This is a genomic window from Micromonospora yangpuensis (assembly GCF_900091615.1).
Lineage (GTDB): Bacteria > Actinomycetota > Actinomycetes > Mycobacteriales > Micromonosporaceae > Micromonospora > Micromonospora yangpuensis.
The window spans coordinates 4,614,025-4,639,610 of the sequence record NZ_FMIA01000002.1; the positions used below are offsets into that span (position 1 = coordinate 4,614,025).

General features: G+C 73.9%; 22 protein-coding genes. 11 read left to right on the forward strand and 11 right to left on the reverse strand.

Going from position 1 to position 25,586, the window contains the following annotated elements; genetic code table 11:
• Positions 1 to 112: 112 nt before the first annotated feature.
• Both GA0070617_RS20765 and GA0070617_RS20770 read right to left on the reverse strand, forming a co-directional pair.
• Entirely contained in the window at positions 113 to 616 is a 504-nt protein-coding gene (locus GA0070617_RS20765; protein ID WP_091441249.1) for a pyridoxamine 5'-phosphate oxidase family protein, read from the reverse strand.
• 107 nt (positions 617 to 723) lie between these two features.
• A complete protein-coding gene (locus GA0070617_RS20770) occupies positions 724 to 1,221 on the reverse strand; it encodes a polyadenylate-specific 3'-exoribonuclease AS (protein WP_091446845.1) in 498 nt (165 codons plus the stop codon).
• A 335-nt stretch (positions 1,222 to 1,556) separates the two neighbouring features.
• On the opposite strand from GA0070617_RS20770, the gene GA0070617_RS20775 reads away from it, so the two are divergent.
• The 3 genes from GA0070617_RS20775 (at position 1,557) to GA0070617_RS20785 (ending at position 4,964) form a co-directional block, all read left to right on the forward strand.
• On the forward strand, positions 1,557 to 2,249 hold the full coding sequence (locus GA0070617_RS20775; protein WP_091446848.1) for a Crp/Fnr family transcriptional regulator: 693 nt from the start codon (positions 1,557 to 1,559) through the stop codon (positions 2,247 to 2,249).
• A gap of 272 nt (positions 2,250 to 2,521) precedes the next feature.
• The gene (locus GA0070617_RS20780; RefSeq protein WP_091441252.1) at positions 2,522 to 3,346 is read left to right on the forward strand and encodes a DUF308 domain-containing protein; all 825 of its coding nucleotides are present in this window, start codon (positions 2,522 to 2,524) and stop codon (positions 3,344 to 3,346) included.
• Positions 3,347 to 3,545: 199 nt separating this feature from the next.
• Positions 3,546 to 4,964, forward strand: coding sequence for an alpha,alpha-trehalose-phosphate synthase (UDP-forming) (locus GA0070617_RS20785; protein ID WP_091441254.1), 1,419 nt, complete (start codon positions 3,546 to 3,548; stop codon positions 4,962 to 4,964).
• Positions 4,965 to 5,054: 90 nt separating this feature from the next.
• On the opposite strand, the gene GA0070617_RS20790 is transcribed toward GA0070617_RS20785, so the two are convergent.
• The 6 genes from GA0070617_RS20790 to GA0070617_RS20815 form a co-directional block, all read right to left on the reverse strand.
• Positions 5,055 to 5,861, reverse strand: coding sequence for an alpha/beta hydrolase (locus GA0070617_RS20790; RefSeq protein ID WP_229688245.1), 807 nt, complete (start codon positions 5,859 to 5,861; stop codon positions 5,055 to 5,057).
• Positions 5,862 to 5,863: 2 nt separating this feature from the next.
• Entirely contained in the window at positions 5,864 to 7,267 is a 1,404-nt protein-coding gene (locus tag GA0070617_RS20795; RefSeq protein WP_091441257.1) for a flavin-containing monooxygenase, read from the reverse strand.
• A 132-nt stretch (positions 7,268 to 7,399) separates the two neighbouring features.
• On the reverse strand, positions 7,400 to 8,098 hold the full coding sequence (locus GA0070617_RS20800; protein ID WP_091441261.1) for an endonuclease/exonuclease/phosphatase family protein: 699 nt from the start codon (positions 8,096 to 8,098) through the stop codon (positions 7,400 to 7,402).
• 115 nt (positions 8,099 to 8,213) lie between these two features.
• Positions 8,214 to 9,170, reverse strand: a complete 957-nt coding sequence (locus GA0070617_RS20805) for an ROK family glucokinase (RefSeq protein ID WP_175440605.1) — start codon at positions 9,168 to 9,170, stop codon at positions 8,214 to 8,216.
• 64 nt (positions 9,171 to 9,234) lie between these two features.
• A complete protein-coding gene (locus GA0070617_RS20810) occupies positions 9,235 to 9,930 on the reverse strand; it encodes a hypothetical protein (protein WP_091441269.1) in 696 nt (231 codons plus the stop codon).
• Positions 9,931 to 9,971: 41 nt separating this feature from the next.
• The gene (locus GA0070617_RS20815; protein ID WP_091441273.1) at positions 9,972 to 10,427 is read right to left on the reverse strand and encodes an SRPBCC family protein; all 456 of its coding nucleotides are present in this window, start codon (positions 10,425 to 10,427) and stop codon (positions 9,972 to 9,974) included.
• A 143-nt stretch (positions 10,428 to 10,570) separates the two neighbouring features.
• Here GA0070617_RS20815 and GA0070617_RS20820 point away from each other — a divergent pair, with 143 nt between their 5' ends.
• From GA0070617_RS20820 to GA0070617_RS20840, 5 genes are all read left to right on the forward strand, one after another.
• Positions 10,571 to 12,376, forward strand: a complete 1,806-nt coding sequence (locus tag GA0070617_RS20820; RefSeq protein ID WP_091441277.1) for an AMP-dependent synthetase/ligase — start codon at positions 10,571 to 10,573, stop codon at positions 12,374 to 12,376.
• 14 nt (positions 12,377 to 12,390) lie between these two features.
• Positions 12,391 to 14,097 (forward strand): sensor histidine kinase, encoded by a 1,707-nt coding sequence (locus GA0070617_RS20825; RefSeq protein WP_091441280.1) that lies wholly within the window; start codon positions 12,391 to 12,393, stop codon positions 14,095 to 14,097.
• Positions 14,094 to 14,759, forward strand: coding sequence for a response regulator transcription factor (locus GA0070617_RS20830; RefSeq protein WP_091441284.1), 666 nt, complete (start codon positions 14,094 to 14,096; stop codon positions 14,757 to 14,759). Before GA0070617_RS20825 ends, GA0070617_RS20830 begins: the two co-directional genes overlap by 4 nt.
• A 182-nt stretch (positions 14,760 to 14,941) precedes the next feature.
• Positions 14,942 to 15,718, forward strand: a complete 777-nt coding sequence (locus GA0070617_RS20835; RefSeq protein WP_091441287.1) for an SAM-dependent methyltransferase — start codon at positions 14,942 to 14,944, stop codon at positions 15,716 to 15,718.
• A gap of 88 nt (positions 15,719 to 15,806) precedes the next feature.
• On the forward strand, positions 15,807 to 17,474 hold the full coding sequence (locus tag GA0070617_RS20840; RefSeq protein WP_091446855.1) for a putative bifunctional diguanylate cyclase/phosphodiesterase: 1,668 nt from the start codon (positions 15,807 to 15,809) through the stop codon (positions 17,472 to 17,474).
• Here the strand turns inward: GA0070617_RS20840 and GA0070617_RS20845 are convergent.
• Complete coding sequence (locus tag GA0070617_RS20845; protein WP_091441291.1) at positions 17,471 to 18,613, reverse strand: glycosyltransferase family 4 protein; 1,143 nt, start codon at positions 18,611 to 18,613, stop codon at positions 17,471 to 17,473. The two genes, GA0070617_RS20840 and GA0070617_RS20845, sit on opposite strands and share 4 nt — an antisense overlap.
• Positions 18,610 to 19,869 carry a M48 family metallopeptidase gene (locus tag GA0070617_RS20850; protein WP_091441294.1) on the reverse strand — a complete coding sequence of 420 codons (1,260 nt, stop codon included), beginning with the start codon at positions 19,867 to 19,869 and terminating at the stop codon, positions 18,610 to 18,612. Before GA0070617_RS20850 ends, GA0070617_RS20845 begins: the two co-directional genes overlap by 4 nt.
• A 261-nt stretch (positions 19,870 to 20,130) precedes the next feature.
• Between GA0070617_RS20850 and GA0070617_RS20855 the strand changes: the two genes are divergently transcribed.
• Positions 20,131 to 20,670 carry a toxin-antitoxin system HicB family antitoxin gene (locus tag GA0070617_RS20855; protein ID WP_091441297.1) on the forward strand — a complete coding sequence of 180 codons (540 nt, stop codon included), beginning with the start codon at positions 20,131 to 20,133 and terminating at the stop codon, positions 20,668 to 20,670.
• A 227-nt stretch (positions 20,671 to 20,897) separates the two neighbouring features.
• Positions 20,898 to 21,746: a DUF4097 family beta strand repeat-containing protein gene (locus GA0070617_RS20860; protein WP_091441299.1), complete on the forward strand. Its 849-nt coding sequence runs from the start codon at positions 20,898 to 20,900 to the stop codon at positions 21,744 to 21,746.
• A 283-nt stretch (positions 21,747 to 22,029) separates the two neighbouring features.
• On the opposite strand, the gene GA0070617_RS20865 is transcribed toward GA0070617_RS20860, so the two are convergent.
• Positions 22,030 to 23,568, reverse strand: a complete 1,539-nt coding sequence (locus GA0070617_RS20865; protein ID WP_373868323.1) for an NYN domain-containing protein — start codon at positions 23,566 to 23,568, stop codon at positions 22,030 to 22,032.
• 250 nt (positions 23,569 to 23,818) lie between these two features.
• On the opposite strand from GA0070617_RS20865, the gene GA0070617_RS20870 reads away from it, so the two are divergent.
• Positions 23,819 to 25,576, forward strand: a complete 1,758-nt coding sequence (locus tag GA0070617_RS20870) for a DEDD exonuclease domain-containing protein (RefSeq protein ID WP_091446859.1) — start codon at positions 23,819 to 23,821, stop codon at positions 25,574 to 25,576.
• Positions 25,577 to 25,586 lie beyond the last annotated feature (10 nt).

Below are 25,586 nucleotides of genomic sequence, written 5' to 3' on the forward strand. Positions count from 1 at the left end.
TTGGGTCAGGTCAGACCATCGGCGTCGTTGCCGGCCCGGGGCGGGCCGTCACTGCGAACTGTAGTCGCCGTGCCGATCCGCCGACAGCGCGCCCCGGGACCACCGGCCGGCTTCAGTAGCTCACCGACTCGTGCTCGCCCGCCTTCGGCCCCCGGCCGGTCACCGCCGCCCGGGCGATGTCGAACAGGTTGACCATCGTGCTGCCGGGCGCGTCCCAGTACTCGGCGGAGCTGGGGTGCACCTTGATCAACGTCAGGCCCGGGGTGTCCAGCCCGTCGGGGAACCACGCCTTGAGCATCGGGTTCCACAGCTGCTCGGCCCGCTGCCGGTCGTACGCCTCGGTGGCGGTGCCGGACAGCGACACCCAGCAGTGGTTCCGGGGATCGGAGAAGGCCACGTTGACCTCCGGATTCACCCGGAGCTGGCGGATCTTGGCGGAGTCGGTGGCGGCGAAGAACCACAGGTTCCCGTCGAACTCGGCCTCCTGCAGGCCCATCGGCCGGCTGACCAGGTGACCGTCCACCCCGGTGGTGGTCAACATGCAGATCCGGGCCTCGCGGATCAGCTCGGTGACCCGACGGCGGGCGTCGGCGGTGCTGGTCGGCTGCTGACTCATGGCTGGTTACCCCCTCGCGTGCGGCGGCGGAAGTCGAACCGGTGCCCCGGACAGAACCGGTCAAACCTGCGCGGCACCGCCTTTCCGGTGGCGCCGACCCGGGCGGTTCACCGCGCGGTCATCGCCTGCCAACGGGCCAGGTTGTGCCGGGCGTCGACCAGGGCGTCGTGCCGGGCCGAGGCGGCCTCCGGCAGACTCGGCCGGCCCCGGTCGTCCCAGAGCTGGCGCAGGTCCTTGGTGAACCGGGGCAGCTCCCGGGGCAACGCCGGCATGGCCCCCCAGAGCTGTGCCAGCACCACGTGGTCGTACGCGGCGTACCAGGCCCAGAGCTCCAACTGCTCGCCAGGGCGGCTGCGGACCGGCTCGACGAGGAAGTCGTACAGCTCGTCGCGGATCCGCTCCCGGGAGCGCCAGGCCCGGTCGGCCGGGGAGGGCAACTTGTCGAGCACGTTGCGGCGTACCCAGGGCACGGCCCGGGAGTCGTCGAACTCGGTGGAGACCGCGTAGAACTCGCGGCCGTACTCGTCGACGACGCCTATCGACACCAGGTCGACGATCCGGCCGTCCTCGATGAACTCGCAGTCGTAGAAGTAGCGGTAGACCATCCCGGTCATCCTCGTCCACCGGGCCACCGGGGCCGACATCGGGGGCCGGCCGGCCCACCGACGGCGTCCGCCGGTCGGGCGGCGGCACCCGGCCGGACGGTCAGCCCGCGGCCCGACGGTCGGTCAGACCCCCGGCCCGGCGGGCGGCCGCGCAGGTCGCGAGGCAGGTCGGGACTGTCACGCAAGTGATTTGAGGGGTGTACAGCAAGCGACCGGGGCGTCATGATCTGATGTGTACCGCTACCGGACGCCGAACCGGTTCAGATCGCCTCGCAGCGGGGGCTGTCAGGTTCACCCGGCTGCGAATGGTCTTCAACCGGGAAGGGTTCGCCGACGTGGAGATGCGCCTGCCGGAGCCGGGTGACGCGCTCACGGGCGTCGACATGTTCGCCGGCCTGGAGCCGGAGGTCCGCCAGCGGGTGATCGCGGCGGCCGTGCCCCGCACGTACCGCAAGGGCCAGCTGCTGTTCGTGGAGAACGACCCGGGCGAGTCGCTGATCGTGCTGCGGCGGGGAGCGGTCGCGGTGTTCCGCACCGCGCCGACCGGGGAACGCGCGGTGCTGTCGGTGGTCCGGCCGCCGGACGTGCTGGGTGAGGTGTCGCTCCTGGACGCCTCCACCCGCTCGGCGTCCGCCGAGGCGATCGAGGACTGCGCCGCGTTGGCGCTGTCCCGGGGTGCCTTCATGGAGCTGGTCCACTCCAACCCGCGCATCCTCGACGCGGTGATGCGCTCGCTCGGCGGGCTGATCCGCCGGCTGACCGAGCAGAACGCCGACCACGTCTTCCTCGACCTGCCCGGTCGGGTGGCCAAGACCCTGGTCCGGCTGGCCGGGGAGAGCCAGGCCCCGATGATCACCATCGAGCTGAACCAGAGCCAGCTCGCGGAGATGGCCGGCGGTTCCCGGCAGAGCGTCAACCAGGCCATCGGCTCGTTCGCCAGCCGGGGCTGGTTGCGTACCGAGGGCCGGCGGATCGTGGTCACCGACGTGGCCGCGCTACGTCGGCGCGCCGGCATGAGCGATCGCTGACCGCTCCCGGTCGATGATCGACCGCTGCCCGCCGCCGGGCCGGTGGCGGGTGGGACGGGGCCGTCCGCCGATGCCCCCGTTGCAGCCGATACGCGAAAACCGACATTGGGCCCTGGCCGCCACCTGCGACAGGGGCGCTGACTTTGCAAGACGCGGCCCAACGCACTCCCGGAACAGGGTGTGGACGTGTCACGATTCAAGGCACGGCGGGCGGCGCGACGCCGAGGGGTTCGAAACGGCGTGCCACGGGCGCGCGACGAGGAGGATGTCCGGTGTCAGCGGGTGGGGCCCGTCGGGGACGGCGGGACAACGGGCTCGACGCGAGTGAGTACGCGGTCGCCGGCGACGTGGACCCTCGGGTCGGTGAGCACCTGCTCGACGTGCTGGCCGCCGGCGGGATCGCCGCCTACCTGCAGCCCTCGGCCGATCTGAACCCGGTCACCCGGACCACCACGGTGCCGGCCCGACCGGTCGACCGGCTCTACGTCGACCGGTCCCACCTGAGGACCGCCCGGGACTACCTCACCCAGCTCGCCGACGAGGCGACCCCGGAGCGTCCCCGCGACGACGAACCCGACATCGACGCCGAGTGGGCCCGCATCGTCGCCGGCTACCACGACACCCCCACCGTCGACCGGCGCCCCTGGCCGGCGGCGGAGGACGTCGACGACGAGCCGGCCGGCGGCCCCTCCCGGGCCACCGTGGACGACACCGCCGCGCCGACCGCCACCGACGTGCGCCGGCTGCCGTACGCCGGCGACATCTCCGGCATCTCCCTGGGCCGGGACCGGTCGGACGAGCCCTCCCTGTTGGAGGGGCTGGACACCTTCGGCGCCCACCTGCCCGACGACGACAACGACCGGTACCATCCCCCGCCGCCACCGCCGCTGCCCCGGGTGTCGAAGTACGCCGCGGTAGGTGTCCTGGCCATCGTGCTGGGTTTCGTGCTCTTCCTCTTCCCCTGGCTGCTCCCGGTGGACCGGTCGGTGGTCACGCTGCTCGGCTTCACCGGCATCCTGGCCGGCTTCGTCACCCTGATCTGGCGGCTGCGCCCCGGTGACGCCGAGGACGACCCGGACGACGGCGCGGTCGTCTGACCCGGCCACCCCGCCGCCGGCCACCCGGTCACCGTCCGTCCCGACCGCATCCCGGGACGGTGGCCGCCGGGCCGGCCGAGGTAACAGTGGTGTAACTTACGGTCAGTAGGAATACCGCTGTCCGTCACTCCCCTCACCGGCTGCCGGGTTGCTCCCCCCTCGTGGCGGCTGGTCCCTCGGCAGATCGGAATGCCCCGATATGCGACAGAGTTCCCTGGTCGTGGTGGCGATGCGCCTCCCCATCGACGACAGTGTGGCCCCCGACGGGGCCTGCGAGTGGCGCCGGAGCCCGGGCGGTCTGGTCAGCGCCCTGCACCCGCTGCTGCGCAACACCCCCGCCACCTGGGTCGGCTGGGCCGGCGGCAGCGGCCCGGCACCCAGCCTGCCCGACGTGGACGGCGTGCACATGCACACCGTGCCGCTGAGCCTGGAGGACCTGCGCGACCACTACGAGGGTTTCGCCAACGCCACCCTCTGGCCGCTCTACCACGACGCCGTCGAGCAACCCGAGCACCACCGTCGCTGGTGGGAGGCGTACCAGCGGGTCAACCAGCGGTACGCCGAGGCCACCGCCGAGGTGGCCGAGCCCGGCGCGATCGTCTGGGTGCAGGACTACCACCTGCAACTCGTTCCCGGGCTGCTCCGCGCGCTCCGCCCCGACCTGCGGATCGGCTACTTCCTGCACGTGCCGTTCCCGCCGCCGGAGCTGTTCATGCAGTTGCCCCGTCGGGCGGAGCTGCTGCACGGCATGCTCGGTGCCGACCTGGTCGGGTTCCAGCGACCCCAGGCGGCGCACAACTTCGCCCAACTGGCCACCAAGGTGCTCGGGGTCGCCGCCACCGACCGGCGCATCGCCGTCGACGACCGGGTGGTCCGCATCGGCGCGTTCCCGGTCTCCATCGACACCGCCGAGATGTCGGCGCTGGCGGCCAGCGCGGAGGTCGCCGAGCGGGCCGAGCGGTTCCGCCGCGACCTGGGCGAGCCCGAGCGGGTCATCCTCAGCGTCGACCGGATGGACTACACCAAGGGCATCGAGCAGCGCCTCACCGCGTACAGCGAGCTGCTGGCCAGTGGGCACGTCAAGGTCCGCGACACGGTCCTGGTGCAGGTGGCGGTGCCCAGCCGGGAACGGGTCGGGCAGTACCAGATCCTGCGCGAACGCGTCGAACGCGAGGTGGGGCGGATCAACGGCGAGTTCGGCCGGGTCGGCGAGCCCGCCATCCACTACCTCACCCAGCCCTTCGACCGGGCCGAGCTGGCCGCGCTCTACCGGGTCGCCGACGTGATGGCGGTGACTCCGCTGCGCGACGGGATGAACCTGGTCGCCAAGGAGTACGTCGCCGCCCGGGTCGACGACACCGGCGCGCTGCTGCTCAGCGAGTTCGCCGGGGCCGCCACCGAGCTGTCCCAGGCGTACCTGGTCAACCCGCACGACCTGGAGGGGCTCAAACAGGGCCTGCTCTCGGCGTTGCAGGCCGACCCGGCCGACGTCACCACCCGGATGCGGGCGATGCGCGAGCACCTGCACCGGCACGACATCACCGCCTGGGCCCGGTCCTACCTCAGCGCCCTGGACGAGACCGGCTCGCTTGTCGACCGCCTGCCCGCCACCCACTGACCCGCCCGGGGTCGCAGCCGGCGGTCAGGCCTTGGCCGGCTGGCCTCCGCCAGGCGGTCAGGCCTTGGCCGGCTGGCCTCCGCCAGGCGGTCAGGCCCTGGCCAGCCAGTCCAGGATCGCGTCGATCGGCTCCTGCCAGCGGGTGTCCAACATCAGGTCGTGCCCCATGCCGGGAAAGAGCAGCGGCGCGGCGCCGTAACGCTGGGCCGCCCGGTTCAACGCGGCCGGCGGGACCACCCGGTCGTCCGGGCTGCCCAGCACCAGCGTGGGCGGGTCGCCCACCGCCGGCTCCGACTCCCGGTGCGCCAGCAGCTGCCACTGGGCCCGACGGCTGGCCCGCCCCAGCCGGGACAGGTACCGGCGGGCCTGGGCGTCGGGCAGCTCCCGGCCGAACAGCTGCTGGCGGTTGAGCCGCAGCCGGCCGCCGAAGACCGCCGGCAGGGTGCCGGCCGGGTGGTGCCGCAGCGCCGCGCCGAGCGTCGCCCAGCCGCCGAGCACCGGCGCGACCAGCACCGCGGCCCGCGCCGGGTAGCGGGCCAACGCGCGGGTCACCACCAGGGCCCCGGCGCCGTGGCCCACCAGCACCGCCTGGCGCGGCAGGCCCGCCGCCACCTGGGTCACGTCGTGCGCGTACGCCCGCAGCGTCGCCTCCGGTGCCGGCGCGCTCTCGCCGTGCCCGCGCAGACTCAGCGCGTACGCCGGGAAACCGCGCGCCGCCGCGTGCCCCAGCCAGTGCTCGGCGAACGCCCAGGCACCGTGGCCGAAGCCCGGCACGAACAGCAGTGGTGGACGCCCCTCGTCCAGCTCGGGCAGGGCGCTGAGCACCTCCCGGCGGGCCGCCGGAACCGGGCGGGACCACTCCCGGGCCCGCAGCACCCGCACCGGCGGGGTCTTCACGCTCACTTGCCCTCCAACTCGTGCAGGGCGCGCTGGACGGCGCGCAGGTAGTCGGCGTGGGCCACCTCGAACCAGTGCCGGCTGCTCTCCTTGACCCGCCCGGAGTACCGCTGCCCCACCCCGGCGGCCACCCGCTCGGCGAACGCCGCCGCCCGCTCCGGACGCTCCACGCGGCTACGCAACAGCCGGGCGAAGAGCACCGTCTGCCAGTGCGACAGGGCGAAGATGCCGGAGTCCGGTTGCACCAGACCGGCCACCGCCAGCGTCGGGTGGCCGGCGGCGAAGGCGTTCAGCCAGAGCCGGGGCCGACCCGAGCCGTCGGTGTCGCCGAGCACCGCGGGGTCGAGGAACTCGAACCGGGGCAGGTACCCGGTGGCGAAGACGACCAGTTCCGGCTCGATCCGGCGGCCGTCGGTCAGCTCCACCGAGCCGCCGTGGAAGCGGGCCACGTCCGGCACCGGTCGCAGCGCGCCGTGCCCGGCGTAGTACACCAGTTGGCTGTTGGCGATCGGATGGGTCTCGTAGACCCGGTGGTCCGGCTTCGGCAGGCCGAAGCGGGTCAGGTCGCCGACGGTCAGCCGCAGCAGCCGGTGGTAGAGCCACTGCCGCACCGCCAGCGGTACGCGCCACGCCAGCAACAGGTCGTTCACCTGGTCGGCGGGGCGACCCAGGACGTACTTCGGGGCGTACCAGTAGCCGCGTCGGCTGGAGTGCCAGCAGGCCGAGGCCTGCTGGGCGGCCTCCACCGCGATGTCGCAGCCGGTGTTGCCGGCGCCCACCACCAGCACCCGCTTGCCGCGCAGCTGGGTCGGGTCCTTGTAGGACGAGGCGTGCATGATCTCGCCCCGGAACTCCTCCAGCCCCGGGTAGTCGGGCAGCTTCGGCGACCAGTTGTGGCCGTTGGCGACCACCACGGCGGCGTACCGGGAGGTGCGTTCCGGACCGTACCCGCCGGTGCTGCGGGTGGTGACGTCCCAGCGGTGGCCGGCGGCCGGCTCGACCCGGACCACCTCCGTGCCGAACCAGACGTGCGACCGCAGGTCGAAGTGGTCGGCGTACCGCTCGAAGTAGGACAGCAGCTGGCTGTGGTGCGGGTAGTCGGGCCAGTCGTCGGGCATCGGGAAGTCGGGGAACTGGGTGAACGGCCGCGACGAGATCAGGTGGGTGCTGGCGTAGACCGGGCTGCGGTCGTGCCGCCAGTTCCAGGCGCCGCCGACGGAGGTCTCCCGCTCGTAGCAGTCCACGCCGAAGCCGTGCTCGCGCAGGTTCTTCACGGCCACCAGGCCGCTGGCCCCGGCGCCGATCACGCAGACGGTCTCACCCCGGTCGGCCACGGACCGCCCGTCGGGCGCCGGGGCGTCCGACGGGTCGGGCTCGGGACGGCCGTGGTCGGCGGAGGAGGACACCGGAAGACTCCTTCTGTACGGCACGCGGGCCGGCCCTGGTCGCCGACGTGGCCGGCGGTGCTGCGCTGCGAAATCCTCTCCACATCGGAGCGCGATGTCCAGTCCCGGCCGGTGTGGTGACACCCCGACGGGTCAGCCGGCCACCGGAAGCAGCAGGTCGGCCAGGATCGGGAAGTGGTCGCTGGCCCGGCGGGTCTCGGGCGTGTCCACCACGTCGTAGTCGACCACCCTGATCGAGGGGTCGACGAAGAGCGCGTCGATGCGCCGACGCGGCTCGGCGCAGGAGTAGGTGAGCCGGTCGGCGCGGTCCATCTCCAGCGCGGCGTCGGTCAACCCGTCGGCGAGGGTACGCCAGGCCGGGCCGTCCGGCCCCTCGTTGAGGTCCGCTCCGGCGACCACCGGCCAGGCCGCCCCGGCCAGGTCCTGCTTGAACGCCGCCGCCTGGGCGGGACGCTCGGCGGGATCGGTGGACAGGTGCGAGCCGGCCAGCACGAACCGGGCCCCGCCGACCGCGCAGTCGGCCAACGCGGCACCCCGCAGGTGCCGGCCCGGGGTGAGCGGGAACCGCCGGCAGCTCGTGCCGAGCACCCGGACCCGCAGGCTGGTCAGCAGCACGTTGCCCAGCGACGGCAGACCACCGGCGGCGACCACCAGGCCGAACGACTCGGCCAGGGCGGCGTTGCGCTGCCGCCAGCCGAACCGGCGGGCCCCCTCCTGCACGATCACCACGTCCGGCGCGGCGCTGCGGACCACCGAGGCCAGCGCGGCGGTGTCGTCCCGCTGGCCGTGGATGTTGTACGACACCACCCGCAACCGCACTCCGGCACTCACTGTGCCACCTTCCGTTCGCGACTGCGGGGCTCCGCTGCGCTGCACTCCTCGCGCTTCACCGTGCCGACCTTTCGTTCGCGACTGCGGGGCTCCGCTGCGCTGCACTCCTCGCGCTTCACAGGCGCCGGGCGAGGTCGGCGGCGCCGATGACGCCGGCGCTGTTGCCCAGCTCGGCCGGGCGGATGTCGGCGACCGGCAGCCGGCCGCGCTGGGCCAGCGCGTCGGCGAAGGAGCGCCGGGTGGGGCCGAGCAGCAGGTCACCGGCGTCGATCACGCCGCCGCCGACCACCAGGGCCTGCGGGTCGAGGATCTGGGCCATGTCGGCCAGGCTGGTGCCCAGCCAGCGGCCGATCTGGGCGAACGCCTCGGAGGAGACCGGGTCACCGCCCTGGGCGGCGGCGGTCACCATCGGGCCGGTGATCGCCTCGGCCTCCCCACCGGCGAGTTCGAGCAGGGCACCGGCCCGGTGCGGCTCCTGGCGGGCCCCGGCACGGGCGAAGCGGACCAGCGCGTTTCCGCTGGCGTACTGCTCGATGCAGCCGAGCCGGCCGCAGCCGCACTGGTGACCGTCCGGGACGGTGAGCATGTGGCCCAGCTCGGCGGCGATGCCGTGGGCGCCGCGGACCAGCTCGCCGCCGAGGATGATGCCACCGCCGACCCCGGTGCCGATGGTGAACATGACCATCGAGTCGTCGGCGTCGCGGGCCGCGCCGTAGCGGAACTCGGCCCAGGCCGCCACGTTGCCGTCGTTCTCCACGATCACCGGCAGCCCGACGGCGGCGCTGACGTACTGCCGCAGCGGCTCGTCCCGCCAGGCCAGGTTGGGCGCGAAGAGCACGGTGGAGCGGGTGGCGTCGATCCAGCCGGCCGCGCCGATGCCGACGGCGTCGACCGTCCGGCCCTTGGCCAGTTCGGTGACGACCTCGATGATGACGTCCCGGGTCTTGCCGACGTCCTCGGCGGGGGTGTCCCGTCGGACCTGCACGAGCACTGCGCCGGTGTCGTCCACGACACCGCCGGCCACCTTCGTGCCACCGACGTCGACTCCGATGGTCAGCGTCACCGCTGCCACTCCCCTCTGCTGTGCTGCCGCCCCCGACCGGCTGGTGGCCGGTCGGGTGCCGCATGTCCGGTGGTCAGGCCCCGTCGCCCGGTGCGTGCTCGCCCGCTTCGGGCGCTCGCGAGGCGGGCACCGCGGGACCGTCGGCCGGCGGCCGGGGCGTGACCGGCGCGCCGGGCCCGACGACCTCGGCGGGCGGTACGGCGGCGGCCCGAGCAGCCGCGTCCCCCGAACGGGTCGCGGCGGACCAGACGTCCTGCTCCGGCGCCGAGGCAGAATCATGCCCGGTGCGGGTGGCCTCGCGCCAGACGTGATCCGCGTTCGCGTCGGTTCCGGTGGCTGCGGCCGACGGCCCGGCGGCCCCGGCGCCCCCGGTGGCCACCGGCGATGCCGACGACGGCGGTCGATCGTCGGCGCTGGCGAAGGCGCGCATCATGCTGGCCACCCCCGCCGCAAGATCACCGGCGCCGGTGGCGAGCCGCTCGGCGAACTCGGGACTCGGGTCACGCATCGCGACGATGGCCCGGCAGAGCGGACAGACGCAGCATTCCGGCGTGCCGGTGGCGAAACCTCCGGCGGGTGCCGCCGGCCGGGTACGGGACGACCCACCGGGGCCGCCACTGTGACCGAGGACACCCGACAGCATCCCACCGAGCGGACCCCAGGCCTGCGCCGCCCGGGAACCGGACGAGGCGAGCCGGGCCGCCGCGAGCAGGGTGGCGACCAGCCGCTCCGCCTCTTCCCGGGCCGAGCCCGGTTCTGCCTCAGCCATGGTCGGCTCCCCCTGTCGTGGCGACCGTGCCGCCGGGCGCGTCACTGCGCAGCATCAGGTGTCTCTACCCGGCGCTTGAGTTGCTTCAACGCGGTATCCATGATCATTTTCTCGGCCTTGCGGCGAAACATCCCGATCATCCCGACCGAGAGCTCCACCTCGAGGGTGTAGGTCACCGTGGAGGTGCCGTCGGCATTGCCGACGATGTCGTACGACCCCCGCTGGGCGCGCTGCATCCGCGAGGGGGCCACCAGGTGCCACTCGATGTGCGACAGGTCCTCGGCGTAGGCGTACGCCAGGACGTACTCGTCGGCCATCACCCCCGCGTCGATGGTGAACCGCACCTGGCTGGCGTATCCGTCGGTGTACTCCTCGACCACCTCGGTGCGCCGCACCGTCTCGGTCCACTCGGGGTAACGCGGGAAGTCGCAGATGACCGCGGCCACCCGTTCCGGTGGCGCGGCGACGACGATCGACTGGGTGGAGGAGTCCGCCATGGGGGGAGGCTACCCGGCGGCGGTCCCGCCCGCGCCGGGTCCCACCCCGGCCTGCCTGCCCGGCCCGCCCGGCCGAGCAGGTAGGTTTCGACACAGCCGACCCGCCGGCTGGGTGGCACAGGACGAGTACGAGGGAGTGCCAGGTGCGCGAGTTCTCCGTTCCGCCGGTCGTCACGGTCGGCGATTCGGCCAACCTGACCGACCCGGTCTGGAGCAACGCCGAGTCCGCCCCGGACGTCGTGCAGTTCAGCCGTCCCGACCCGGTCGGCGGAGCCGGCTGGGTCGACGTGACCTGCCGGCAGTTCCGCGACGAGGTGGTCGCGGTGGCCCGGGGCCTGGTCGCGGCCGGTATCTCCCCCGGCGACCGGGTCGCCCTGATGAGCCGGACCCGCTACGAGTGGACCCTGGTCGACTACGCCATCTGGGCGGCCGGCGCGGTGACCGTGCCGATCTACGAGACCTCCAGCGCCGAGCAGGCCGCCTGGATCCTGGGCGACTCCGGCGCGGTCGCCGTCGTGGTGGAGACCACCGCCCACGCCACCCTGGTCGCCGGGGTCACCGACCGGCTGCCCGCGCTGAGGACCGTGTGGCAGATCGAGACCGGTTGCGTGGCGGAGCTGACCACCGCCGGCGAGGCGGTCGACCCGGCCGAGATCGAGCGGCGGCGGGCGGCGTTCCGGGCCGACGACGTGGCCACGATCATCTACACCAGCGGGACCACCGGCCGACCGAAGGGCTGTGTGCTCACCCACCGCAACATGTACGCCGACATCGCCAACGCGGTGCCGGTGCTGCCCAACCTGTTCAACGCGGGCGCGTCGACCCTGCTCTTCCTGCCCCTGGCGCACGCCTTCGCCCGGCTGATCCAGATCGGCGTGGTGCAGGCCCGGGCGACCATGGCGCACTGCGGCGACCCCACCAACCTGGTGCCCGAGCTGCAGCGGTTCCGGCCGACCTTCGTCCTGTCGGTGCCCCGGGTCTTCGAGAAGGTCTACAACGGGGCCCGGCAGAAGGCCGAGGCCGGCGGCAAGGGCCGGATCTTCGACCGGGCCGAGAAGGTGGCCGTGGCCTGGAGCGAGGCCCAGGACACCCGCGGCGGCCCCGGCCTCGGGCTGCGCGTCCAGCACGCGCTCTTCGACCGGCTGGTCTACGGCAAGCTGCGGGCGGCGCTCGGCGGCCGGTGCCGGGACGCGATCTCCGGCGGGGCGCCGCTGGGTGCCCGGCTCGGCCACTTCTTCCGCGGCATCGGGGTGACCGTCTACGAGGGCTACGGCCTGACCGAGACCTCCCCCGCCGCCGCGGCGAACCTGCGCGACGCCATCCGGATCGGCACCGTGGGCCGCCCGCTGCCCGGGGTCACCATCCGGATCGAGGACGACGGCGAGATCCTCATCGCCGGTGACCTGATCTTCCAGGGGTACTGGCACAACGACGAGGCGAGCGCGGAGGCGCTGACCAGCGACGGCTGGTTCCGCACCGGCGACCTGGGCCACCTCGACAACGACGGTTTCCTCACCATCACCGGCCGCAAGAAGGAGATCATCGTGACCGCGGCCGGCAAGAACGTCGCCCCGGCCGTGCTGGAGGACCAGGTCCGGGCGCACCCGCTGGTCAGCCAGTGCGTGGTGGTCGGCGACCGGCAGCCGTTCGTCGCGGCCCTGGTCACCATCGACGAGGACGCCTTCGCCACGTGGCGCACCTCGGCCGGGGTGCCGGCCGGGGCCACCGTCGCCGACCTGCGGGACGACGAGACCCTGCGGGCCGCGGTACAGGAGGCCGTCGACGCCGCCAACCAGGAGGTCTCCCGGGCCGAGGCGATCAAGGTGTTCCGGATCCTGCCCCAGGACTTCACCGAGGCGACCGGCGAGCTGACCCCCTCGATGAAGGTCCGGTGCCAGGTAGTCCAGAAGACGTACGCGGCGGAGATCGCCGACATCTACCGTCGCTGACTACGATCCGTCACGTGCCCGCCTCGACATCCGCCCGGTCCCGTCCGCACCCGCTGGCCGTCGCCGCCCGACTGGTGATGCTGGCGCTGGTCGCCGTCCTCACCCTGCTCGCCACGGCAGACCCGGCCCAGCTCTGGTGGGTGGCCCTGCTCGCCGCCGCCGGAGTGCCCGCCCTGCTGGCCCCCCAGCACCGACTGCTCGGCCCGCTCAGCCGGCTGGCCGAGGCGGTGCTGCTCGGGCTCGCGGCCAGCCAGGTGGCCGCCGTGGCCACCCTCGGCGGGACGACCCCGGGTGTCGGCGCGTCGGCGGTGCTGCCGTACCTGGCGGTGCCGGTGACGGTGACCGCGCTGCGGCGACGGTTCGTCGAGGGCGGTGTGCTGGTCGGGGTCACCGCGCTGATCCTGCTGGTCAGCGGGGCGTTCACCGTCGTCGACGGGCAACGCCAGCTCGTCCAGCCCGGCTACCTGGCGGTCTGCGCCCAGTGGCTGATCCTGGCCGGCCTGGGCTTGGCCACCGGCTGCGCGCTGCAGAAGCTGGTCCGGGTACGGGCCGAGAGCGCCCCCCAGCCGTACGCCGAGGCGACCCGCCTGCTGACCCAGCTGCGTACGGTCGCCCGTCAGCTGCCCGGGGCCACCCTCGACCCGGGCGGCATCTCCGAGCACCTGCTGGAGGAGCTGCGTACCGTGGCCCGCGCCGACCGGGCGGCGGTCCTCTCCGCCAGCGGCGGTGGCCGGCTGGTGGTGCTCGCCCAGGTCGGCGCGGAGCGGGTCGACTGGGAGACGACGCTGGACGCCGACTCGGCCATCGCCGACGCCTGGGCCAGCCAGCAGCCGCAGACCGCCGCCCGCACCCAGGCCCGCTCGCACGCCGGTGGGGACGTCTCGGCGCTGATCGTGCCGCTGGTGGCCGGGGTCCGCACGGTGGGTCTGGTGGTGTTGGAGGCCGACGCCGGGCAGGCCTACCCGGCACCGGTGGTGGCCGGGGTGACCGCCCTGACCGGCCCGGCCGCGCTGCGGCTGGAGGCGGCGCTGCTCTTCGACGAGGTCCGCTCGCTGGCCACCAACGAGGAGCGGCAGCGGCTGGCCCGGGAGATCCACGACGGGGTGGCGCAGGAGCTGGTGATGGTCGGCTACGGCATCGACAACGCGCTGGCCACCGTGCACGACGACACCGAGGAGACCGCCGAGAGCCTGCGCGCGCTGCGGCACGAGGTGACCCGGGTGATCACCGAGCTGCGGTTGAGCCTGTTCGAGCTGCGCAGCGAGGTGGACCGACACGGTGGGCTGGCCGCCGCGATCGCCGAGTACGCCCGCACCGTGGGCGCCTCCGGTGGACTTCGGGTGCATCTGTCGCTGGACGAGTCCACCGCCCGGCTGCCGGCGGCCACCGAGGCCGAGTTGCTGCGCATCGCGCAGGAGGCGGTGACCAACGCCCGCAAGCACGCCGGAGCCGCCAACCTCTGGGTCACCTGTGAGGTGGATCCCCCGTACGCCCAGATCGAAGTGTCGGATGACGGTCACGGCATCGGTGACCAGCGCGCCGAGGGGCACTATGGTCTTGCGATCATGGCCGAGAGGGCGGAACGTATCCGGGGCCGGCTGGAGATCAGGCCACGGCAACCCAGCGGGACGACCGTGGCGGTGGTGGTCGGCTCCTCGCCTCGGCGCGATAACGTGCGCGGTAGCGCAGCAGCAGCAGAAGGGCAGGAAACCCGAGGATGACCACTCCGACACCGGCCACCCGCACCAAGGTCCTCCTGGTCGATGACCACGACCTGATCCGTAAGGGGCTGCGGCACGCCTTCGAGCGTGACCGGCAGTTCGAGGTCGTCGGCGAGGCCGCCACCGCTGCCGAGGGCGTCCGGCAGGCCGGCGCCCTCCAGCCGGACGTGGTGATCATGGATCTGCGCCTGCCGGACGGCAGTGGTCTGGAGGCGACCCGGGCGCTGCGCAAGTCCAGCTCCTCGATGGGGATCGTCGTGCTCACCATGTACGCCGGCGACGACCAGCTCTTCGGCGCGTTGGAGGCCGGCGCGAGCGCGTTCGTGCCGAAGACCGCCCCGGCCGACGAGGTGGTGGCCGCCGCCCGGCACGCCGCCTCCTCCCCCAGCGCGTTCACCGCCGCCGACCTGGCCGAGGCGATGAAGCGCCGGCTGGCCCCGTCCGGCCCGCAGCTCTCCCCCCGGGAGGGCCAGGTGCTGCGGCTGCTCGCCGACGGGATGAGCGTGGCGGGCATCGCCAAGCAGCTCTTCGTCAGCGAGTCCACCGCCAAGACGCACATCTCGAAGCTCTACGAGAAGCTGGGCGCGGCCAACCGGGCCCAGGCGTTGATGACCGCGCTGCGGCTGGGTCTGCTGGAGGCCCCGGACGCGCCGAAGTTCTGATCGACCGCCACGGAGGTCCGGGTCCGCGTCGTCGGCCCGGACCTCCGGTGTCTCCCGGTCTTCTCAGTCGGGCACGGGACGGGCAGAATACCCGGGTGACCCGCGCAGGTGATGATTCTCGCGTTGCAGGCAAAACGGATGAGAGCACGCGGCGGCCGGACCGGACGGCCACCACGATCGACATGGAACGGCCCAGTGTGGCCCGCATGTACGACTACTACCTCGGTGGCTCGCACAACTTCGCCGCCGACCGGGCGGCGGCCCGGGCGATGATGGACGCCGTGCCCGAGGCCCCGCTGATGGCCCAGGCCAACCGGGCGTTCCTCCGCCGGGTGGTGCACCACCTGATCGAGGCCGGGGTACGCCAGTTCCTGGACATCGGCTCCGGCATCCCCACGGTCGGCAACGTGCACGAGATCGCCCAGCGGGCCGCACCCGAGTCCCGGGTGGTCTACGTGGACGTGGACCCGATAGCGGTGGCCCACAGCCGGGAGATCCTCGCCGGCAACGAGCGCGCCGTGGTGATCCAGGAGGACCTGCGCAACCCCGCCGGGATCCTCGCCCATCCCGAGGTCACCGGCCTGCTGGACTTCACCCGGCCGGTGGCCGTGCTGATCGTGGCGGTGCTGCACTTCGTACCGGACTCCGACCACCCCGACCAGCTGCTGCGGACCCTGCGCGAGGCGCTGGTGCCCGGCAGTTACCTGGCGCTCTCCCAGGTCAGCCTGGACGGCCGCCGGCAGAGCCCCGAGCAGGGCGAGGCCGAGCGGGTCTACCGCCGTACCGACAATCCGCTGTGGTTTCGCAGCCACGCCGAGCTGACCGCGCTGCTCGCCGGGTTCGAGCTGGTCGAACCGGGAGTGGTCTGGGTGTCGCAGTGGCATCCGGAGGCCCCGGAGGGTGCCGAGGACGCCGAGGCGGCGGGCTTCCTGGGCGGCGTCGGACGCGTCGGTGGGTGAGTCGGATCGCGCCGGCGGGCTGGCCTCCCGCCCGTCGACGTTCGCCCGGGCCTGGGCCAGGGCGGTCTCCGGCACCAGCTTCGTGCCGATGAACCGCGACCAGCTGGAGGCGTTCCTGCACCGGCTCACCGAGCAGTTGGCGGCGGCGTTGGTGGCGGAGCCCTTCGACCTGCGGGCCGGCACCCGGGTCGGTGCCGAGCTGGTCGCCGCCCACATCTCCGCGCCCGAGGGGCTCGGCCGCAGCGTCGAGGTCATCCAGCTCCGGTTGCTGCGCGACCTGGGTCTGGCCGCCGACGACGTGGAGGACCGGCTGGCCCGGCTGCTGGGCGCGGTGGCGACCGGCTTCGCCCACGCGCTGCGCGACCGGACCCTCGACGAGCAGGAGAAGATCCGCCGGGCCGCGACCAAGGCCCGTACCCAGGCCGAGGGCGAGCTACGCGACAGTGAGGCCCGGTTCCGGCACCAGGCCACCCACGACCCGCTCACCGAACTGCCCAACCGCAGGTTGTTCACCGAACGGCTCACCGCCGCCCTGGCCGCACCGACCCGGGACACCGCCCGGATCGGGGTGTGCTTCCTCGACCTGGACCGGTTCAAGGTGGTCAACGACTCCCTCGGTCACCAGGTCGGTGACCTGCTCCTGGTGTCGGTGGCCCGGCGGCTGCGGCAGACCCTGGGCGAGCACCTGGTGGCCCGGCTCGGTGGTGACAAGTTCGGCATCCTGGTCGAGGCCACCGGCGGCACCGACGACGTGGTCAAGGTCGCCGAGGCGGCCCTGGCCGCGGTCAACGAACCGGCACAGGTCGACGGGCACGAGCTGACCGTCGCGGCCAGCGCCGGCATCGTCGAACGTCCGGTCGCCGAGGCCCGCCCCGGTGACCTGATGCAGGCCGCCGACAGCACGGTGACCTGGGCCAAGATGGCCGGTGGGGCCCGCTGGTCGCTGTTCGACCCGGAACGCAACCAGCGGGAACTGGACCGGTACGCGCTCTCCGCCGCGCTGCCCACCGCCCTGGACCGCGACGAGTTCTTCCTGGAGTACCAGCCGTTGACGTCACTGCGCGACGGCAACCTGCTCGGCGCCGAGGCGCTGGTCCGGTGGCGGCATCCCGAACGGGGGCTGCTGCGTCCGGACAGCTTCATCGGCCTGGCCGAGGAGACCGGGCTGATCGTCCGGCTCGGTGCCTGGGTGCTGGCGCAGGCGTGCCGCCAGGCGGGCGCCTGGTCGGACGGGGGTACGACCGCACCGTTCGTCAGCGTGAACCTGGCGGTCCGGCAGTTGCACACCCCCGGCCTGGTCGGCGAGGTGCGGGAGCTGTTGGCGCGCACCGGCCTGCCGCCGCAACGGCTGCAACTGGAGATCACCGAGAGCACCATGATGACCAGCGCCGAGGAGCCGATCCGGGCCCTGCGGACCCTTGTCGACCTCGGGGTGGGCATCGCCATCGACGACTTCGGCACCGGTTACTGCAACCTGGCGTACCTGCGTCACCTGCCGGTGACCGCGTTGAAGCTGGCGAGTTCCTTCGTCACCGGGCTACGGGCCCCGGCCAGTGATCCGGCGAGCCAGACCGACGAACGGATCTGCGCCGCGCTGGTGTCGCTGGCCCACGCGTTGGACCTGCCCGTCACCGCCGAGGGGGTGGAGACCGCCGAGCAGGCCGAGCGGCTGCGGGCGATCGGCTGCGACGCCGGCCAGGGCTGGTACTTCGGCCGTCCCGGCCCACCCGAGCAGATCCTGTCGCAGCTGAACTAGCCGGTACGGCTGGCCGGGTCGGCGAGCAGGGCGGTCAGCCGCTGGGCCTGGGTCTCCCAGCGCCACTCCCGCTCGACCCAGGCCCGGCCGGCCGCGCCGAACTGGCGGGCCAGGTCCCGGTCGGTCAGCAGGGTGGCCACCCGGTCGGCGAGCTGGGCGAGATCGTCGCCGCGGACCACGAAACCCGTCTCGCCCTCGCGGACCGCATCCGGCGCGCCGCCGGAGTCCCCCGCCACCACCGGCAGCCCGGTCGCGGAGGCCTCCAGGTAGACGATGCCCAGACCCTCCACGTCCAGGCCACGGTTGCGGGTCCGGCACGGCATCGCGTACACGTCGCCGGCGGCGTAGTGGGCCGGCAGGTCGGCCGCGGGCACCGACCCGGTGAACACCACGTCGCGCTCCACCCCGGTCTGCCGGGCGAGCTTCTCCAGGGTGCCCCGGTACGGCCCACCCCCGACGACCAGCAACGCGGCGTCGGGCACCCGGCGGCGGATCGCCGGCATGGCCCGGATCAGCATGTCCTGTCCCTTGCGGGGCACCAGCCGGGAGACACAGACCACCACCGGCCGGTCGGCCAGGCCGAGCCGGATCCGGACCTGGTCGCCGTCGACGTCCGGGTGGTAGGTGTCCACGTCCACCCCGGGGGCCAACCGGTGCAGCTCGGTGAGCCCGTGCAGGGCCCGGTCCAGCCGGGTCCGGGTGTACTCGCCCAGGTAGGTGACGACGTCCGTACCCCGCGCGATCCGGCGCAGCGCACCCCGGGCACCCGGCAGGGCCGCCCACCCCACCTCGTGGCCGTGGGTCAGCGCCACCACGCGGCCGATGCCGGCCCGGCGGCGCAGCCCGGCGGCGAGCAGCCCGAGCGGGGCCGCCGCGCCGAACCAGACGGTGTCACAGTCGTACGTCCGGGCCAGCGCCGCCGTCCGGCGGGCCACCAGCGGGGTGGGCAGCAACACCCGGGTACGCTCGCGGACCACCTCGAAGGGCTGGTCGGCGTCGAACTTCGCGGCACCGGGCCAGCTCGACGCGTACACCACCACGGAACCGGAGGGCTGGCGCAGGGCGAGGTTGTGCACGAAGGACTGGATGCCGCCGGGGCGGGGCGGAAAGTCGTTGGTGATCAGCAGCGTACGGCTCATCCGCCGGTCTCCCTGGCGTAGGCGCGGGCGGCGGCCATCCGCTCCACGGTGGACGGGTGGGACGCCGACCAGAGGTACTCCCAGCGGGGCGGGTCCGGGTCGGCAAGGTTGATCCCGGCCAGCCGACGCTGCATCGCCTCGAAGGTCGCCGGGTCACCGGTGAGGGCCAGGGCGTGCGCGTCGGCGCGGGCCTCCACCCGGCGCGACACCAGGGCCTGCACCGGCGTGGCGACCAGCCCGGCCACGGTGACCAGGGCGATCAGCAGCCCGAAGGCCCGGGGTTCGGCGATCGAGTCGACCCGGGCCAGGCGCAGCAGCGGCCCCCAGGAGCCCACCAGGTAGAGCGCCACCACCAGGGCGGCGGCACCCAGCGCGCCGGTCAGCGTGCCCACCGTCACGTCCCGGTCCTTGGCGTGGCCCAGCTCGTGCGCCACCACGCTGGTCACCTCGGCCGGCGTCGCCTCCCGCAGCAGGGTGTCGTAGACGACCACCCGTCGGGTCGGCCCCAGACCGGAGACGTAGGCGTTCACCGCCCTGGTCCGCCGGGACGCGTCGGCGACCAGCACGTCGCGCACCGGCACGCCGTCGCGGGCGGCCATGTTCACCAGCTCGGTACGCAGCGGACCCGGCTCCATCGGGGTGAACCGGTTGAAGACCGGCTCGACCAGCACCGGCAGGACGAACGACAGCAGCACCACCAGGCTGGCGGCCCCTGCCGCGCCGAGCGCCCACCACCAGCGCGGGGCGAGGCGGGTCACCGCGTAGAAGCCGAGCAGCACGGTCGCGCCGAGCACCGCGCTCACCGCGTACGACTTGAGCAGGTCGAGGGTCCAGCCGCCCCAGCCGTTGGTACTCAGCCCGTACCGGGTGAGCACGGAGTGCCGCCAGGCGGCGAACGGCAGGGTGAGCAGGTCGGCGACGAGCACCACGACCAGCCCACCGAGCACCGCCTGGGCCACCCAGTGCCCGCCGAACGGACGGCCGGCGAGCTCGATCAGCCGCCCGCCCAGCGGGGTGAGCCCGAGCGCCAGTGCCGCCAGCAGCCCCACCACGAGCCCGGTGTACCGCCCGGGACGCAGCGCCGCCCGCAGGGCCCGCCCGTGGGCGACCTCGTCGGCGGGCAGGTCCCGCAACGCGGCGAGCTGATCGGCCCGGGGCGCCGGTGGTCGGCTCCAGGGCACCAGCAGGACGGCGACGACCACCAGCGCGACGACCAGCCCGGCGAGGGTCAGCACCGCCCAACCACGCGGCGTCACAGCCCGCCACCCTCGCGCCATACCCGGCTCATCCCCGTTCCTCCCCAGCCGTGAAAGGAAGGGCCCCCTGTTAACGCCTACGGTATAGCGGGGCACCCTTCTCACCGCCGGCTGCTCATCCTAGGGCGCGCTCGCCCCCCGGACACCGAGGGCCCGCGTCGCCACCGCCGAACCGCCCGGCACCTGCCTGTCGCCAGCCTGACACCTCCATGGCACCACCAGAACCTTGAAGTGGTGCCATTTTGATGCCATGATGACACCATGGACCTCACGTCGTACGTCGATCAGCTCCGGCAGGAGCTGACCGGTGCCGCCGAGCTGGGCGGGCCGGACACCCGGGCCCTGGCCGAGCGGCTGACCGGGCCGCTGGAGTCGGCGCTCCGGCTGGCGTTGCTGGACGCCCTGACCGCAGCGACCGAAGAGATCACCCGCGAGCTGGCTCCCGGCTCCGTCGAGCTGCGGCTGCGCGGGCGCGACCCCGAGTTCGTGGTGACCCCACCGCCCGGCGAACAACCACCGCCCGGCGAACAACCACTGCCCGCCGACCGACCGTTCCCCGCCGACCAGAGCACCGGCGGCACCCCCGCCGACGGCGCGGAGGGAGCCGCCGCCCGGATCAACTTCCGCCTCTCCGAGCACCTCAAGGGCCGGGTCGAGGAGGCCGCCGCCCAGGAGGGGCTCTCGGTCAACGCCTGGCTCGTCCGGGCCGTCACCGCCGCCGTCGACACCCACCGGTCGGCCCGGTCAACCCACCGACGCGCCTCCTTCGGCGGCGAGCGCTACACCGGCTGGGCCCGATGACCGCCCCCGACGACCCGTCACACCGACCGGACCCGGCGACAACCCCCGACAGGCCGTCACACCGACCGGACCCGGCGACAACCCCCGACGACCCGTCACACCAGCTAGGCCCGGCGACAACCCCCGACAGGCCGTCACACCGACCAGACCCGTCGACGACAGCGCCGCATCCGTCCCTACCGGCCCACCGTGGACCGGTCCACCACCTCCCTAAGGAGGAACCCGTGATGCCCACCTTCGACACCCCGAACCCCGTCTCGGTCAGCCTCGACCTGGTCGTCTGCGACGTACGGGTCACCGCCAGCGACCGCGCCGACACCACTGTCGAGGTCCGCCCGAGCAACGCCGCCGCCGAGACCGACGTCCGGACGGCCGAGCAGACCCACGTCGAGTTCACCGACGGCCGGCTGACGATCCGAATGCCCAAGCAGCGTGGCCGTCTCGGCATCTTCGGACGTCCCGGCTCGGTGGACCTGACGATCGCCCTGCCCACCGGCTCCCGACTGGACGGCGGGGGCGCGGTCACCACCATCCACACCGAGGGCCGGCTCGGCAGCTGCCGGCTACGCACCGCCACCGGCAGCATCGTGCTGGGCGACGCCGGCGACGTCGACCTGCAGACCTCCGCCGGTGGCATCGAGGTGGGCCGAATCGACGGCCACGCTCAGGTCACCACGGCGGCCGGCCGGGTACGGCTGGGCGATGTCGCCGGGAACCTGGCCGTGCGCAACTCCAACGGCGACACGCGGATCGGCGCGGTCGGCGGTGACCTGCGGGCCAAGGCGGCCAACGGCGACATCACGGTGGACCGTACCCAGGGCACGGTCACCGCCGCCACGGCCAACGGCGACGTCAGCATCGGCATGGTCGCGGCCGGCTCGGTGTCGCTCAAGACCGGTTTCGGTGAGGTCAGCGTGGGCGTCCCGGCCGGCACCGCCGCCCGGCTCGACCTGCACACCCAGCACGGTCAGGTGGTCAACGACCTGGCGACCTGCGAACCGCCCGGGCACCCCGACGGTACGGTCGAGGTCACCGCCCGCACGTCCTTCGGCGACATCGTCGTCCACCGCCGCTGACCCGGCCACCGGGTCGGTGTCACACCGGCCCGGCCTGACCCGGCGGGGCGCCCGGCCCGCCGGCCCACGCGGCTCGGTGCCCGACGGCACACGCGACACGGTGCCCGACGACCCACGCGACACAGTGCCCATCCGGCCCACGCGACGCGGTGCCCGACGGCCTACGCGACACAGTGCCCATCCGGCACACGCGACGCGGTGCCCGCCGGCACACGCAGGGCGGTGCCGGATGGGTACGGCCCGCGCGGGCATCGGCCGGCAGCCGGCCGGTGCCCGGTGGTGGTCAGGACCGGGCCAGCCGGCGCAGCAGGGAGTCCGCGCCGAGCGGGTACGCGCCGTGCCGGCGTACGCCGTCGGCGACCTCCCGGTCCGAGGAGATCACCACCACCGGCCGACCGGACGGTTCGGCGCGGACCAATCGGCGGATCAACTCGTCGGCGGTCTCCCCCTTGCGGGAGAAGAGCACCCGCACGCCGCGCGGGGTGGGCGGCAGCCCGTGGATCCGCTCGGCGCCGTCGAAGACGACGGTGACCTCGTCACCGGTCTGCGCGGCGATCCCACCCAGACCGGTGATCAGCCGCTTGCGCTGCTGCTCCAGTGACATTTCCCCGAAGCCCCGCTTGGTGACGTTGTAGCCGTCGACGACCAGGTGGGCCCGGGGCAGTGCCAGGAGCTGATCCAGCCGGGCCGGATCGTCGGTGTCCCGGGCCCGGGTGTTGGCGGCGGCACCGGTGGCGTTGCCGGTGGCGGCGAAGGTGTCGGCGACGAAGTCGGCGGGCAGCTTCTCCACCGGGTCCAGCGCCAGCTCCCGGCGGAGCCCGACGGCGGCCTGCCCGATGGTCTCCAGCAGCAACCAGAGCCGGGCGTCGTCGACCGAACGGGCCTCCTTGGCGCTGGCCCGGGCGACCCCGGCCGCCGCCTCGGCCTCGGCCAGCCGGGCGCGGGCCCGACGCAGCTCGGCGTCGGCGTCGGCGGTGGCCCGGGTGGCCCGGCCGCGTTCGGTGGCGAGCAGCTCGGTGGCCTTACGCTCGCGCGCCTGGGTCTCCCGCAGCGAACGGGCCAGCTGGCGGGTCTCCTCCCGCAGCTGGCCCAGTTCCTCGCGGACCCGGGCCAGCTCGTCGCGGAGCTTCTCCACCTCCACCCGGGCCACCGCCCGGTCGTGCTCGGCGCGGGTGGCCCGCTGCTCGGCCTCGCGGACCAACTCGGCCACCACGGCGCTGTCGGACTCGGCGCGTACCGCCGCGCCGCTGGCCTCGATCAGCTCGCGCCAGCCCCGGGGCCGGGCCAGGTAGGCCAGGGCGGCCACCTCGACCGGATCGGCGGCGGCGGGGGCGGTCCCCTCGATCACCGCCGCACCGAGGTCTCCGGCGTCGGCGAGGACCCGGTTGGTCACCCGCTGCCGGAACAGCGGATCGGCGGTGAGGTGCGCGGCGATCATGGGCGCACCCAGCCGGGCGCGGCGGTTGGGGGCGAACTTGGCCACCCGGCGCAGCGGCACCGGCACCTCGTCACCGGGCAGGCCGGGCAACACGGCGGCGGTGAGCGTCACGATCCGCTGCCGCACCGGCTCGGGCAGCACCGGCTCGGGCTCCGCACCCGCCGACTCGGACCCCACCGGCTCCGACCTCACCGACTCGGACTTGGCCAGCTCCGACCCCACCGGCTCGGACTCGGCCAGCTCCGACCCCACCGGCTCGGACTTGGCCAGCTCCGACCCCACCGGCTCGGACTCGGCCAGCTCCGACCCCGCCGACTCGGACTCGGCGGACCCCACCGGCTGGGACTCGGCCAGCTCGGACCCCACCGGCTCCGACCTCGGCAACTCCGACCCAGCCAGCTCGGACCCGGCCAGCTCGGACCTAGCCGGGTCGGATCCACCGGCGGCGCACGCGGCGTCGACCTCCCCGCCGGGGAGGTGCTCGTCGGGTGGCTCGGTGAGGGGCATGTGGCAAGTCTCCCACCGGAGCCGGGCCCACCGCCCGGTGAGTGAGCCGATCTCTCATCCTATCCCCGTGGTAACGGTTGGGGCCGCTGCGACGCGAGTGTCGGACCGGGCAGTTACCGTGCCGCAGGTGGCAGCTGAGGAGTACGTGCAGCAGACCCTCGCCGGCCTGGACCCGACGGCCGGCCCGGGGGTGGACCCGGCCTTGCCGTTGTCCGCGACGACCTTCGTGGTGGTCGACCTGGAGACCACCGGCGGCGCGCCGGACGGCGGTGGGATCACCGAGATCGGCGCGGTGAAGGTGCGCGGCGGCGAGCAGTTGGGCATGTTGGCCACGCTGGTCAACCCGGGTGTGCCGATCCCGCCCTTCATCACCGTGCTGACCGGTATCACCCAGGCCATGCTGGTGCCGGCGCCGCCGATCGAGCAGGTGTTGCCGAGTTTCCTGGAGTTCGTCGCCGACGCGGTCCTGGTCGCCCACAACGCGCCGTACGACGTGGGTTTCCTCAAGGCCGCCTGCGCCCGGCACGGCTACCGCTGGCCGGCGCCGCGGGTGCTGGACACCGCCGCGTTGGCCCGCCGGGTGCTGACCCGCGACGAGGTGCCCAACCGCAAGCTCGGCACGCTGTCGGCGTACTTCCGGACCACGGTGCGCCCGACGCACCGGGCGCTGGACGACGCGCGGGCGACCGTCGACGTGCTGCACGGGTTGATCGACCGCCTCGGCGGGCACCGGGTGCACACCGTCGGCGAGGCGATCGAGTTCACCCGGGCGGTCACCCCGGCCCAGCGGCGCAAGCGGCACCTCGCCGACGGGCTGCCGAAGCGGCCGGGGGTCTACATCTTCCGGGCCGCCGACGACCGGCCGCTCTACGTCGGCACCTCCGGCGACATCGCCACCCGGGTGCGCAGCTACTTCACCGCCGCCGAGAAACGGGCCCGGATCTCGGAGATGCTGACCGCCGCCGAGCGGGTGGAGGCCGTCGAGTGCGCCCACTCGCTGGAGGCGGAGGTCCGCGAGCTGCGGTTGATCGCCGCCCACGCCCCGCCGTACAACCGGCGGTCGAAGTTCCCCGAGCGGGTGGTCTGGCTGAAGCTGACCGCCGGGCCGTACCCCCGGTTGTCGGTGGTCCGGAGCATCACCGACGGTGACGACGCGTACCTCGGTCCGTTCAGCTCGCGGCGGGCGGCCGAGCTGGCGGCGGCGGGTTTCCACGACGCCCTGCCGCTGCGCCAGTGCACCCACCGGTTGTCGCTGCGCACCACCACGCCGGCCTGCGTGCTGGCCGAGCTGGGTCGCTGCCCGGCACCCTGCGAGCACCGGATCACCCCCGAGGAGTACGACCACCGCGCCGCGCAGCCGTTCCGGACCGCCACCGCCAGTGATCCCCGACCGGTGGTGGAGGCGTTGCTGGCCCGGATCGAGGCGCTCGGCGCCGACCAGCGGTACGAGGAGGCCGCGGTGGTGCGGTCCCGGCTGGTCGCGGTGCTGCGCGCGACGGTCCGGATGCAGCGGCTGGCCGGGCTGAGCCGGATCGCCGAGCTGGCCGCCGCCCGACCCGCCGCGCACGGCGGCTGGGAGCTGGCCCTGGTCCGGCACGGCCGGCTGGCCGGCGCGGGGGTCTCCCCGGCGGGGGTCCATCCCCGACCGACGCTGAACCTGATCCGGGCGACCGCCGAGACGGTCCCGGCCGGCACCGGGCCGGTGCCGGCGGCCACCGCCGAGGAGTCCGAGCGGATCCTGTCCTGGCTGGAGCGGCCGGAGACCCGGCTGGTGGAGATGACCTCGGCCTGGGCCTCACCGGTGGCCGGGGCGGCCCGCTTCCGGGACCTGCTCGCCAAGGCCGAGGGCGCGGCGAGCAACCAACTCTCGACCGAACGCCCATGAGCAAGTGACC